This window comes from Allobosea sp. TWI1241 (genome assembly GCF_039673065.1).
Classification (GTDB): domain Bacteria; phylum Pseudomonadota; class Alphaproteobacteria; order Rhizobiales; family Beijerinckiaceae; genus Allobosea.
In genome coordinates this window covers 337,868-350,365 of record NZ_JBDJKW010000002.1, presented here as the reverse complement: position 1 = coordinate 350,365, position 12,498 = coordinate 337,868, and the positions used below count along the sequence as shown (strand labels likewise).

Annotated in this window: 13 protein-coding genes; 9 read left to right on the top strand and 4 right to left on the bottom strand. The window is 68.7% G+C overall.

Going from position 1 to position 12,498, the window contains the following annotated elements; genetic code table 11:
• The first annotated feature begins 168 nt into the window (after positions 1–168).
• The 5 genes from gatB (at position 169) to ABE438_RS04645 (ending at position 4,746) form a co-directional block, all read left to right on the top strand.
• Positions 169–1,662, top strand: a complete 1,494-nt coding sequence (gene gatB / locus ABE438_RS04665) for an Asp-tRNA(Asn)/Glu-tRNA(Gln) amidotransferase subunit GatB (RefSeq protein WP_346501365.1) — start codon at positions 169–171, stop codon at positions 1,660–1,662.
• Complete coding sequence (locus ABE438_RS04660) at positions 1,659–2,165, top strand: GNAT family N-acetyltransferase (protein ID WP_346501364.1); 507 nt, start codon at positions 1,659–1,661, stop codon at positions 2,163–2,165. The genes gatB and ABE438_RS04660 overlap by 4 nt, the downstream gene beginning before the upstream one ends.
• Positions 2,166–2,271: 106 nt before the next feature.
• Positions 2,272–3,426 (top strand): zinc-binding dehydrogenase, encoded by a 1,155-nt coding sequence (locus ABE438_RS04655; RefSeq protein WP_346501363.1) that lies wholly within the window; start codon positions 2,272–2,274, stop codon positions 3,424–3,426.
• 34 nt (positions 3,427–3,460) lie between these two features.
• Positions 3,461–3,955, top strand: coding sequence for a GNAT family N-acetyltransferase (locus tag ABE438_RS04650; RefSeq protein ID WP_346501362.1), 495 nt, complete (start codon positions 3,461–3,463; stop codon positions 3,953–3,955).
• Between the two features lie 89 nt (positions 3,956–4,044).
• Positions 4,045–4,746 (top strand): glutathione S-transferase N-terminal domain-containing protein, encoded by a 702-nt coding sequence (locus tag ABE438_RS04645; protein ID WP_346501361.1) that lies wholly within the window; start codon positions 4,045–4,047, stop codon positions 4,744–4,746.
• A 60-nt stretch (positions 4,747–4,806) separates the two neighbouring features.
• Here ABE438_RS04645 and ABE438_RS04640 read toward each other — a convergent pair whose 3' ends face one another.
• Positions 4,807–5,175, bottom strand: coding sequence for a DUF2147 domain-containing protein (locus ABE438_RS04640; protein WP_346501360.1), 369 nt, complete (start codon positions 5,173–5,175; stop codon positions 4,807–4,809).
• Positions 5,176–5,359: 184 nt separating this feature from the next.
• Between ABE438_RS04640 and ndk the strand changes: the two genes are divergently transcribed.
• Complete coding sequence (gene ndk, locus ABE438_RS04635; RefSeq protein WP_346501359.1) at positions 5,360–5,782, top strand: nucleoside-diphosphate kinase; 423 nt, start codon at positions 5,360–5,362, stop codon at positions 5,780–5,782.
• An 87-nt stretch (positions 5,783–5,869) separates the two neighbouring features.
• Here the strand turns inward: ndk and ABE438_RS04630 are convergent, their stop codons facing one another.
• Positions 5,870–6,691 (bottom strand): MipA/OmpV family protein, encoded by an 822-nt coding sequence (locus ABE438_RS04630; protein WP_346501358.1) that lies wholly within the window; start codon positions 6,689–6,691, stop codon positions 5,870–5,872.
• A 163-nt stretch (positions 6,692–6,854) separates the two neighbouring features.
• Between ABE438_RS04630 and ABE438_RS04625 the strand changes: the two genes are divergently transcribed.
• The 3 genes from ABE438_RS04625 (at position 6,855) to ABE438_RS04615 (ending at position 10,622) form a co-directional block, all read left to right on the top strand.
• Positions 6,855–8,945 (top strand): molybdopterin-containing oxidoreductase family protein, encoded by a 2,091-nt coding sequence (locus ABE438_RS04625; protein ID WP_346501357.1) that lies wholly within the window; start codon positions 6,855–6,857, stop codon positions 8,943–8,945.
• A 169-nt stretch (positions 8,946–9,114) separates the two neighbouring features.
• The gene (locus ABE438_RS04620) at positions 9,115–9,432 is read left to right on the top strand and encodes a hypothetical protein (protein WP_346501356.1); all 318 of its coding nucleotides are present in this window, start codon (positions 9,115–9,117) and stop codon (positions 9,430–9,432) included.
• A 440-nt stretch (positions 9,433–9,872) separates the two neighbouring features.
• Entirely contained in the window at positions 9,873–10,622 is a 750-nt protein-coding gene (locus tag ABE438_RS04615; RefSeq protein ID WP_346501355.1) for a helix-turn-helix transcriptional regulator, read from the top strand.
• An 83-nt stretch (positions 10,623–10,705) separates the two neighbouring features.
• Here ABE438_RS04615 and purN read toward each other — a convergent pair whose 3' ends face one another.
• Both purN and purM read right to left on the bottom strand, forming a co-directional pair.
• On the bottom strand, positions 10,706–11,329 hold the full coding sequence (gene purN, locus ABE438_RS04610; RefSeq protein WP_346501354.1) for a phosphoribosylglycinamide formyltransferase: 624 nt from the start codon (positions 11,327–11,329) through the stop codon (positions 10,706–10,708).
• Entirely contained in the window at positions 11,326–12,396 is a 1,071-nt protein-coding gene (gene purM, locus ABE438_RS04605; RefSeq protein ID WP_346501353.1) for a phosphoribosylformylglycinamidine cyclo-ligase, read from the bottom strand. The genes purN and purM overlap by 4 nt, the downstream gene beginning before the upstream one ends.
• Between the last annotated feature and the right edge of the window lie 102 nt (positions 12,397–12,498).

The following is a 12,498-nucleotide window of genomic DNA, read 5'->3' as shown; positions in this document are numbered from 1 at the left end:
TCCGTCACTCGACAGCATGCCTCGGAGGCGCGCTGCGGCGCACCACTGTGCCTTTAGTGTTACGCTGCCGCAACAGAAGCTTGCTGCAACAGCGACAAGGATTTACCTCAGTCGCATCGTTCTTGTCTCCGTCGGCGCCCCGCGCCGCCGTCCAGTCCGGATTTCGTCATGAATGCCCATGCCCGTCCCGCCGATCCCAAGAAGCTGCTGAAGGGCGCCACCGGCGACTGGGAAGTGGTGATCGGCCTCGAGATCCATGCGCAGGTCACCTCGAACGCCAAGCTGTTCTCGGGCGCGGCCACCGGTTTCGGCGCCGAGCCGAACGACCATGTCAGCCTGGTGGACGCCGCCATGCCCGGCATGCTGCCCGTCATCAACGAGGAATGCGTCCGGCAGGCGGTGCGCACCGGCCTCGGCCTCAACGCGCAGATCAACAAGCGCTCGGTCTTCGACCGGAAGAACTATTTCTATCCGGACCTGCCGCAGGGCTACCAGATCAGCCAGTACAAGCACCCGATCGTCGGCGAGGGCGAGATCGCGGTCGACCTGTCGCCGACCGAGCAGATCACCGTTGGCATCGAGCGCCTGCATCTGGAGCAGGACGCCGGCAAGTCGATGCACGACCAGCATCCGACCATGAGCTTCGTCGACCTCAACCGCTCCGGCGTGGCGCTGATGGAGATCGTCTCCAAGCCCGATTTGCGCTCGGCCGACGAGGCGAAGGCCTATGTCTCCAAGCTGCGCACCATCCTGCGCTATATCGGCGCCTGCGACGGCGACATGGAGAAGGGCAATCTCCGCGCCGACGTGAACGTCTCGGTGCGCAAGCCCGGCGAGCCCTTCGGCACGCGCTGCGAGATCAAGAACGTCAACTCGATCCGCTTCATCGGCCAGGCGATAGAGGTCGAGGCCCGCCGCCAGATCGGCATCATCGAGGATGGCGGCAGCATCGACCAGGAGACCCGCCTCTACGATCCGGGCAAGGGCGAGACCCGCTCGATGCGCTCGAAGGAAGAGGCGCACGACTATCGCTATTTCCCCGATCCCGACCTGCTGCCGCTCGAATTCGACGACGCCTTCGTGGCCGGGCTGAAGGCCGGGCTGCCGGAGCTGCCGGACGCCAAGAAGGCGCGTTTCATCGCCGATTACGGCCTGTCGCCCTATGACGCCTCGGTGCTCGTCGCCGAGCGGGACCAGGCCGACTATTTCGAGGCGGTGGCGAAGGGCCGGGACGGCAAGGCGGCCGCCAACTGGGTGATCAACGAGCTGTTCGGCCGGCTCAACAAGGAGGGCAGGGAGGTCTCGACCTCGCCGGTCTCCGCCGCCCAACTCGGCGGCCTGGTCGACCTGATCGGCGAAGGCGTCATCTCCGGCAAGATCGCCAAGGACCTGTTCGAGATCCTCTGGACAGAAGCAGGAAGCGGACCTCTGGACCCGCGGGCGATCGTCGAGGCCCGCGGCATGAAGCAGGTCACCGACACCGGCGCCATCGAGAAGGCCGTGGACGAGATCATCGCCGCCAATCCCGACAAGGTGGAGCAGGTCAAGGCCAAGCCGACCATGCTCGGCTGGTTCGTCGGGCAGGCGATGAAGGCCTCCGGCGGCAAGGCCAACCCGCAGGCTCTCAACGAGATCCTGAAAGCCAAGCTCGGGATCGAGTGACCGCGCCGGGCCTCGCCATCCGCGATGCGACGCCGGCGGATCTGCCGGCGGTGCGCTCGCTCCTGGTCGAGACCTGGCACGCCACCTATGACGGGCTCTATGGCTGGCGCCGCGTCGCCGAGCTGACCAATGCCTGGCATTCGCCCGAGGCGCTGGCGGCGCAGCTCGGGCGCGACGGCGGCGCCTTCCTCGTCGCGCTGCTCGGCGAGGAGATCGTGGCGACGGCATCGGCCCGGCGCGAGCCGGACGGCACCGCCTTCCTGACGCGGCTCTACGTGCTGCCGGTGCGCCAGGGACAGGGGATCGGCCGCACATTGCTCCAGGTTGCGCTCGCCTGCTTTCCCGAGGCGCCCGTGGTGCGCCTCGAGGTCGAGAGCCGCAACGAGGCGGCGATCGCCTTCTACGAGCGCATGGGCTTCTTCCTGCAGCGGCAGGCGCGGCTCGGCGGCCGCGACGACCAGCCCGATACGCTGGTGATGGCCAAGCGGCTGGTCATCGCCTGAGCGCCGGGCTCGGCCGCGCCATTCCCCCGACGCACTTGCCGAGCGGCGCCTGCCGATGCCGTAATCCCTCCAGAGCCGCGCCAAAGTCGGCCGAGGGAGGAACGATATGCAGCGCAACCCGATCCGCGTCGCTACCTATGACGGTCCCGGCGGCCAGCCGACCATCCGCGAGGTGCCCTGGCCGGCGGTGCCGCGACAGGCCGCGCTGATCAAGATCGGCGCCTGCGGCGTCTGCGGCACCGACCAGCACATCCTGAAGGGCCACTGGCCGAAGCCACTGCCCTGGCCGTTCACACTGGGCCACGAGATCGGCGGCGTGATCGTCGAGAAGGGCGCCGACTTCACCGAGGACTTCATGGGCAAGCCGCTCGCCGTCGGCTCCAAGGTGATGATCCCGCCGCTGATGCCGTGCGGGCGCTGCAACTACTGCGTGCACTACCCCGAGAGCGCCAACAAATGCCTGACGCCCGTCTATTACGGGCGCTATCTCGGCTTCGACAAGGCGCCGCATCTCTGGGGCGGCTGGGCCGAATACGTCTATGTCGACCTCGAAATGCTCCCCGGCACCAAGGTCTACAAGCTGCCCGACGACATGAGCCTGCGCCTCGGCTCGCTCTCCGAGCCGCTGACCTCGTGCATCCGCGCCTTCAACCGTGCCAAGCGGGCAGGGGGCTTCAACTGGGGCGATACCGTCGTTATCCAGGGCTCCGGGCCGATCGGCATCCTCGCCGTAGCCGCCGCGCAGGAGATGGGCGCCGGTCGGGTGATCTGCGTCGGCGCGCCGGAAAGCCCGCGCCTCGAACTCGCGCGTCGCTTCGGCGCGGAGGCGACGGTGGATATCGGCGCCTATGCCACGGCGGCCGAGCGCATCGCGCGTGTCCGCGAGATCGTCGGCGGCTTCGGGGCCGACCTCGTCATGGACTGCTCGGGCCACCCCACCGCCGGGCCGGAGGGCATCGAGTTCCTGCGCGACGGCGGCACCTATGTCGAGATGGGCCAGTTCACCGACGCGGGCGCGATCGAGACCAACTGGCACCGCATCTGCACCAAGGACATCAACCTGCTGGGCTCCTGGGCCTTCACCGGCAACGACCTGCCGCTCGGCGTCGACATGCTCTATCGCACGCGCGACAAGTATCCCTGGCTCGCGATGCAGACGGTCTATCCCTTCACGGAGGAGGGCGTTTCGCAAGCGGTGGCCGACGCGATGGCGATGAAGACGGTGAAGTCGACCATCGTTCCCTTCCCCGAGCTCGCCTGATAAAGCCTCGCCGCCCGCACGGCCGGAGTTCAGCATGACCGACGACGCCTCTCGCCCGACCTCTTCCGTCACCATGCGGGAGGCAGTGCGCGCCGATGTCCCGCGCATCGCCGCACTGATCATGCTGGGCGCGCCCGTCCAGCGCCTCACCCGCGCCGAGATCGAGGCAGAGGCGGCGGACCCGGCCTATCTCGCGGCCTTCGATGCCGTCGCCGCGAGCCCCGACAACACGCTCTTCGTTGCCGAGCGCGACGGGGAGGTGGTCGGGACGCTGCAGGTCACGCTGATTCCGGGCCTCGTGGCGCGCGGTCGCAGGCGGGCGAAGCTGGAGAGCGTCCATGTCGACCCGGCGCTGCGCGGCGGCGGCATTGGCGCGCAGATGGTCGCCTTCGCCACCGCCTTCGCTGCGGACAGGGGGGCCGGGCTGGTCGAACTGACCTCGAACAAGACCCGCCAGGACGCGCACCGCTTCTATCGCCGCCTCGGCTTCGACCAGAGCCATGAGGGCTTCAAGAAGGAGCTGGGCTGAGCCGCCGCGCCATCCCGGCGCCGCCTTTCGCAAATGCCCGAAACCGCCTAAACCTCCCGCCGAGGCTTTCAGCAACGAGGACGCCGACCATGTCGCAGGCCAAGCCGATCGATCTCTACTACTGGCCGACCCCGAATGGCTGGAAGATCACGATCATGCTCGAGGAGTGCGGGCTGCCCTATCACATCGTGCCGGTGAACATCGGCAAGGGCGACCAGTTCAAGCCGCAATTCCTCGCCATCTCGCCGAATAACCGCATGCCGGCGATCATCGACCCGGAAGGGCCGGACGGCCGCCCGATCTCGGTCTTCGAATCCGGCGCGATCCTGCAGTATCTCGGCCGCAAGACCGGTATGTTCTACCCGGCCGACGAGCGCGCCCGCGTCGCGGTCGACGAGTGGCTGTTCTGGCAGATGTCCGGCTTCGGCCCGATGCTGGGCCAGACCCATCACTTCCGCATCTACGCGCCGGAAAAGGTGCCCTACGCCATCGACCGCTACACCAACGAGGCCAACCGCCTCTACGGCGTGCTGAACCGGCGCCTGGAGAACCGCGAGTATATCTGCGACGCCTATTCGATCGCCGACATGGCCTGCATCGGCTGGGCCCGCGGCTGGGAGAAGCAGGGCCAGGACATCAAGCAGTTCCCGAACGTCGCGCGCTGGCTCGAGACCATGCTCGCCCGTCCGGCCGTGCAGCGCGGGCTCGCCGTGGCGCAGGAGCTGCGCAACCCGGCCGGACCGAGCACGCAGGAAGAGCGCGACGTGCTCTTCGGCCAGAAGGCCCGCTGAAGCAGCGAAAGCCCGCCTCGGTGAGGCGGGCTTTCGTCGGATGTCACGGCAGGTCCGGCGTCAGTTGACGCGCGACCATTTCACCGAGCGGCAGATCAGCCCGCCGAGCACGCAGCCCGAGGTGGTGAGCGCATTGCCCGACAGCGTCATCGTGCCCGAATAAGTCTTGCCGTCCTCCGGGTTGAAGGCGCTGCCGCTCCATTTGCCGGCGCCGTCCGGCTTCATGTCGAAGAAGACGCGCTGGCCGACCTTGGACGGCCCCGACGGGTCGCGCAGCCAGGCGACGGTGCCGCAGAGCGCCTGCCCGCAGGCCGCGAAGCGGACGCGCGAGCCGCCCCCCTCGCGCAGCCATGTCCCGGTGGCGTCCTGGGCGGCGGCGCTTCCGAGGCCAAAGGCGAACAGAGCGGTGGCGATGATGCTTCTGCGCATGACGTTCCTCCCATATGACTTTGGCCGGCTTGTTATGGTTTAGATGTGAACCGTAGGCGATCGCGCCGCGCCTTCCAAGCGGAAAGGCGCCGGCGCCTGCCACGCCGCCGCGGAGCCTTGTGGCCGGCCGAGGCCATCGCTATAAGCGCGCCACAATCTCCAGATTTGCCGCAAGGAAACGACGATGGCTGTCCAGCGTACCTTCTCCATTCTCAAGCCCGACGCCACCCGGCGCAACCTGACCGGCGCCGTCAATGCGGTGATCGAGAAGGCCGGCCTGCGCATCGTCGCGCAGAAGCGCATCCAGATGACCAAGGCCCAGGCCGAGACCTTCTACGCCGTCCACAAGGAGCGTCCCTTCTTCGGCGAGCTCGTCGAGTTCATGACCTCCGGCCCCGTCGTCGTGCAGGTCCTCGAGGGCGAGGAGGCGATCGCCAAGTATCGTGAGGTGATGGGCGCCACCAACCCGGCCAACGCCGCCGAGGGCACCATCCGCAAGCTCTTCGCCGAGTCGGTCGGCGAGAACACCGTGCACGGTTCGGACGCCCCGGAGACCGCCGCGATCGAGATCGCGCAGTTCTTCTCGGGCAACGAGATCGTCGGCTGAGCCGACCTCTCCGGTCCTGAAACGACGAAGGGCGGGTCCGCAAGGACCCGCCCTTTTTCGTGACTGCTCGGCTGTTGCAGCCCGGCGTCAGAAGCCGAGATCGAAGGCGTAGCTCGCGCCGATGCCGACGGTGACCGAGTTGCGCGAGCCGAAGACGCTGACCACCGGCGAGCGCGCGGCGTCGCCCATATAGCGCTTGTACTCGACGAAGGCGGTGGTCTGGAACTTCTCGGTCCAGTGATAGGTCGCCTGAGCGATGGCGCCAACCGTGTGCACGCCGGCATTGTAGCGCTTGAGCACGCCGCCATTGCCGGCCCAGGCTCCGCCGAAATAGGTGCGGACATAGTCCGCGCCGGCGATGGTCATGCGCGGGCCGACGCCCAGCGTCCAGGCGCCGATGCGCTGGAAGGCGTCGAGCTTGACCTCGGCGATCATCGCGTCATGGGCGACGATGCCGCGGCGGACGTCGACGCGGCCGCGCAGCCAGGAGGTCGGATAGAACTCGACGAACGCACCGGCCTCGGCGCCGAACTTGGCGTCGCCGACGCCCGAGAAGGCCAGCGCCGGATAGCTGCTCGCCTTGCGCTCCCAGAGCAGGTTGCCGGACAGGCCGACGCGCCAGGCCGAGCCGGAGAAGAAGCCGATGCTGATCGCATCGTCCTCGGCCGACCACCAGGTGCTCTTGGTGCCGCGCCCCAGCGAGATGATCGGCCGCGGGCGGAAGACGTAGTCGTTCGAGCCCATATAGTCGGGCTGGTAGCGCAGGGCCGCGCCAAGCGTCAGGTGCCAGTTCTGCGCCGGCTGCGGCGAGGTGTACTGGGTGTATTCGGGGGACTGCGCCCGGACGGGGGCGGACAGGGCGGCAGTAAGGCCCGCCGTGGCGGCGGCCAGGTACGCAACGCGACGCATCAGCACGAACTCCGGCGCCTCGGCGCCATGTCTCAGGTGGTTGGTCGCAATCTGAAACATTAGTCTTAATCGAGGGTTGATGCCCGGCAGCCTTGCGCGCGCGGCGCCCCGGCCCCGCATCCTCGCTCTTCCGGCGATCCTGGACCTGTTCTAGGAAAAGGGCATGACAGAGCTTTCCAGCGTCGCGCGCCTGCCCTCCGTCTGCCCGCATGACTGCCCCTCGGCCTGCTCGCTCGAGGTCGAGGTCATCGACGGCAAGAGCATCGGCCGCGTGCGCGGCAACAAGCGCCAGAGCTACACCGACGGCGTCATCTGCGCCAAGGTCGCCCGCTATGCCGAGCGCATCCATCATCCCGACCGGCTGCTGCATCCGCTGAAGCGGGTCGGCCCCAAGGGCTCGGGCGCCTTCGAGCGCATCAGCTGGGACGAGGCGCTCGACGAGATCGCCAGCCGCTTCCTCGCCATCGAAGCCGAGCACGGCGCTGAAGCGGTCTGGCCCTATTACTATGCGGGCACCATGGGGCTGGTGATGCGCGACGGCATCAACCGCCTGCGCCACGCCAAGCGCTATTCCGGCCAGTTCTCGACCATCTGCACCACCATGGCCTGGACCGGCTACATCGCCGGCACCGGCCGCCTCGCCGGGCCGGATCCGCGCGAGATGTCGAAGGCCGACTGCGTGGTGATCTGGGGCACGAACGCCGTGCACACCCAGGTCAACGTCATGCACCACGCCATCAAGGCGCGGAAGGAGCGCGGCGCCAAGATCGTCGCGATCGACATCTACCGCAACGCCACGCTCGACCAGGCCGACCTGGCGCTGGTCCTGCGGCCCGGCACGGACGGTGCGCTCGCCTGCGCGGTGATGCACGTGCTGTTTCGCGACGGTCATGCCGACCGCGCCTATCTCGCCGAATTCGCCGATGCGCCGGCGGAGCTGGAAGCCCATCTCGCCACCCGCACCCCGGAATGGGCGTCAGCCATCACCGGGCTGAGCGTCGCCGAGATCGAGGCCTTTGCCGCGCTGGTCGGCGCCCGGCCCAGGACCTTCTTCCGCCTCGGCTACGGCTTTGCCCGCCAGCGCAACGGCGCGGTCAACATGCACGCCGCCTCCTGCATCGCCACCGTTACCGGTGCCTGGCAGTACGAGGGTGGCGGCGCCTTCCACAACAACGGCGCGATCTATCACTGGCGCAAGAGCCTGATCGAGGGGCTCGACAAGGTCGACCACAGCGTGCGCCAGCTCGACCAGTCGCAGATCGGCCGCGTGCTCACCGGCGATGCCGAAGCCTTGCGCCAGGGCGGCCAGGTGCGCGCCCTGCTGATCCAGAACACCAACCCGGTGACGGTCGCGCCCGAGCAGGAGCTGGTGAAGCGCGGCTTCGCCCGCGAAGACCTCTTCACCGTGGTCCACGAGCACTTCATGACCGAGACAGCGCTGATGGCCGACATCGTGCTGCCGGCGACCCAGTTCATGGAGCATGACGACCTGTATCAGGGCGGCGGCCACCAGCATGTGATGTGGGGCGGCAAACTGGTCGACCCGCCGGGCGAGTGCCGCTCAAACCACGATCTGATCTGCGAGCTGGCCCGCCGCCTCGGCGCCGATCATCCCGGCTTCGCCAAGTCGCCGCGCGAGATCGTCGACTGGACGCTGCGCGAGAGCGGCCACGGCACGCTGGAGGAGCTGATCGCCAGCGACTTCAAGGATGTGCAGCCGGATTTCGAGACGGCGCATTATCGCCGGGGCTTCGCCTGGCGCGACGGAAAGTTCCGCTTCAAGCCCGACTGGTCGAAGGTTCCCAACGCCAATGCCGGCCTCGTCGGGCCGCACGAGGCGATTCCCGCGCTGCCCGACCATTGGGCGGTGATCGAGCAGGCGGAGGCCGAGCATCCGTTCCGCCTCGCCACCAGCCCGGCGCGCAACTTCCTCAACTCGACCTTCACCGAGACCCCGACCTCGCTGAAGAAGGAGGGCGGACCGACGCTGATGATCCACCCGGAAGACGCGGCTGCGCTCGGCATCGCCCAGGGCGACCCGATTCTCGTCGGCAACCGCCGCGGCACGGTCGAGCTCGACGCCGTCTTGTTCGACGGGCTGGTGCGCGGCGTGGTGATCGCCGAATCGATCTGGCCCAACGCCGCCCATCGCGGCGGGCGCGGCATCAACACCATCACCGGGGCGGATGCGGTCGCGCCCTATGGCGGCGCCGCCTTCCACGACAACAAGGTCTGGCTCCGCAAGCTTATGTGATCATCCGGCGCTTGCGTTTTGCGTTGCACTGTGTCCACTCCGCGACGATGCTGGTCTTGCCGGTTCGATGGACGGATTCGCGGAATCCGATCGGCTGTGCGCGAAAAATGGGGCTGAGCGAACGATGACGAAGCGGCGGTTTTCTGCGGCTCTCGGAGCTGCGGGTGTCATGATCATGGCGATGGCCGGCGCGGCGTTCGCCGCCAGCGGGCCGAGCGCCCTGCCGCCGCCCGACCCGACCGCCAAGAATCTCACGCCCTACATGATCCAGCTGCGCGCCTTCGACGCCTGCCTGGTCACGCAGGCGCGCCTGATGAACACCACCCGCGAGGCGGTGCATTCCGCCTGCAGCTGCTACGCCAAGGGCACGGTGAACGCCATGACCAAGGACGAGCTCCAGGCCTTCCGCGACACCGGCTACTTCAACGATTCCGCCCGCGAGAAGGGCTATCGCTTCATCGACAGCTGCAAGCTCAAGCGGCCCTGACGACCACCGCCCGGCTGCGCCCCGCTTAAGGTACGCCGGGGCGCATCCATCCGCCCGGTAGTCGCGCCGGGTGATCGCGCGGCGTGGCGGGCTCGCCCCAGCGCGACAGGCCGACCCGGGCGCCGGATCGCCCGCTTCCTGACATCCTGCTCACCGTGACGACCTGCCGGGCGGCCATGTCGCGCTCCGCCGGCTCTCGTCATGTCCCCACGCGCCGAAACCTCCACGGAACAGCCGCAATCGCCGGCAACATCCGCAGGTGAGGGGCTCTGCACCTGCTTGGCATGCGGTGCCGCCTGACGTCTCGCAGATTTTTGTTCCCTTTTTGATCCTTTTGTGTTCCAGTGCACGCCCTGGCGTTCTGCTGCCATCCTGTTGACAAGAGATGTCAGCAGGATGGGGCAGAGTGCCGTGCTCTCCTGTCGCGATGGGTGTCCGCCATGCAGCGCGCCGAACGTCTGCTCGATCTGATTCAGGGCCTGCGCCGCAGGCGTCGCCCCGTCACGGCCGAAACGCTGGCGGGGGAGCTCGGCGTCTCGGTCCGCACCGTCTATCGCGACATCGCCGCCCTGCTGCGCCAGGGCGTGCCGATCCGCGGCGAGGCCGGCATCGGCTATGTCCTCGACGCCGGCTTCGACCTGCCACCGCTGATGTTCTCGCCCGACGAGATCGAGGCGGTGCTGGTCGGCATGCGCTGGCTCACCGAGCGGGCCGACCCGACGCTGGCGCGCGCCGCCGAGGACGTGCTGTCGAAGGTCGCCGCCGTGCTGCCCAGCCACCTGCGGCCGATCCTGCTCGACGGGGCGCTGTTCGCGCCGGCCTTCTGCAAGGACATGGTGGTCGACCAGGTCGATGTCGCCGCGGTGCGCGCGGCGATCCGCAACGGCCGCAAGCTCGATATCGGCTATCGCGACGAGGCCGGCAATCCGTCCCGCCGGGTGATCTGGCCGATCGGCCTGACCTTCTACGAGCGGGTGCGCATGGTCATCGCCTGGTGCGAATTGCGCCAGGCCTTCCGGCATTTCCGCACCGACCGCATCGCCGAGATGACGGTGCGCGAGGAGCGCTACCCCGCGCGCCGGGCCGAGCTGCTGCGCCGCTGGCAGAAGGAACAGAAGGAGGAGCAGGAAGCCGCCGAGCGGCGCGCCTCCGAGCGACTCGACGCGCCGCAGCCGGTCACCGTGCAGTAGCGGCCGCAGCGATAACGTGTTCGTTGCGGACTTGAGCGTCGTGACACAAGAATTTGGGAAACGGGCCGTTTCCCACTGGGCTGTCAGGCGCTGACGACAGCCCCGTTCTCCAGCCGCACAGTGCCGGCGGCGACCTGCGCCACGGCCTGCGGGTAGATCAGGTGCTCCTGCGCCAGCACGCGGGCCGAAAGGCTGGCCTCGTCGTCGCCCGGCAGCACGGGGACGCTGGCCTGCAGGATGGTCGGGCCGGCATCGAGTTCCGGCACCACGAAATGCACCGTGCAGCCATGCTCGGCGACGCCGGCCTCCAGCGCCCGCGCATGGGTGTGCGTGCCCTTGAACAGCGGCAGCAGTGAGGGATGGATGTTGAGCAGGCGGCCCTGCCAGCGGCCGACGAACCAGGGCGTCAGCACGCGCATGAAGCCGGCCAACACCACCAGCTCAATGTCGTGCTGGCGCAGCACGGCGTCGAGCGCCTGCTCGAACGCCTCGCGGTCCTTGCCGAAGGGGCGGTGGTCGACGCTCGCCGTCGCGATGCCGGCGGCGGCGGCCCGCTCCAGCCCGCCCGCATCCGGAAGGTTGGCGGCGACCAGCACGATCTCGGCCGGGTAGGCCTCGTCGCGGGCGGCCTCGATCAGCGCGACCATGTTGGAGCCGCGCCCGGAGATCAGGATCGCGGTGCGCGTGCGGCGGCGCTCGCCGCTCACAGCCCGAGCGCCCCGCGATAGACCACGGCGCCGTCGCTGCCGCGCGGCACGACCTCGCCGAGACGCACCGGCGCCTCGCCGGCCTCGCGCAGCGCCTGCGCCACCGCATCCGCCTGCGCAGCCTCGGCGACGACGATCATGCCGATGCCGCAGTTGAAGGTGCGCAGCATCTCGTGCGCGGCGACGCCGCCGACCTGGGCGAGCCAGCCGAACACCGGTGGCACCGGGATGCTGCCGAGGTCGAGGCTGACGCCGAGATCGTCCGGCAGCACGCGCGGGATGTTGTCGGGGAAGCCGCCGCCGGTGATGTGCGCCAGGGCCTTGATGCCGGGGCCGGTCTTCAGCGCCTGCAGCAGCGGCTTCACATAGATGCGCGTCGGGGTCAGCAGCGCTTCGGCCAGCGTCTGGTCGGGCGCGAACGGCGCCGGCGCCTCCCAGCCGAGGCCGGAGAGCGCGACGATGCGGCGGACCAGCGAATAGCCGTTGGAATGCACGCCAGAGGAGGGCAGGCCGAAGACGACGTCCCCGGCCACGAGGTCGGCTTGCGGCAAGAGGCTGCCGCGTTCGGCGGCGCCGACGGCGAAGCCGGCCAGGTCGTAGTCGCTTCCGGCATACATGCCGGGCATCTCGGCCGTCTCGCCACCGATCAGCGCGCAGCCGGCCTGGCGGCAGCCGTCGGCGATGCCGCGGACGATCTCGACGCCGGCCTGCGGGTCGAGCTTGCCGGTGGCGTAATAGTCGAGGAAGAGCAGGGGCTCGGCGCCCTGCACCACGAGGTCGTTGACGCACATGGCGACAAGATCGATGCCGATCGTGCCGTGGCGGCCGCTCTCGATCGCGATCTTGACCTTGGTGCCGACGCCGTCATTGGCCGCGACCAGGATCGGGTCGCTGAAGCCGGCGGCCTTCAGGTCGAACAGGCCGCCGAACCCGCCGATCTCGCCATCCGCGCCCGGCCGGCGCGTCGCGCGCACCAGCGGCTTGATCGCCTCGACCATGGCGTTGCCGGCATCGATGTCGACGCCCGCCTGCGCATAGGTCAATCCGTTCTTGCCGGCTTCGCTCATGGGATGGCTCCGTTTCGTCGCCGGAGCGATAGGCAAGGGACGGGCCGCTGGCAAGGGTCGGGGGCGCGATCCGGCCCTGTCCGGCGGGATTTCGCCCCGGCA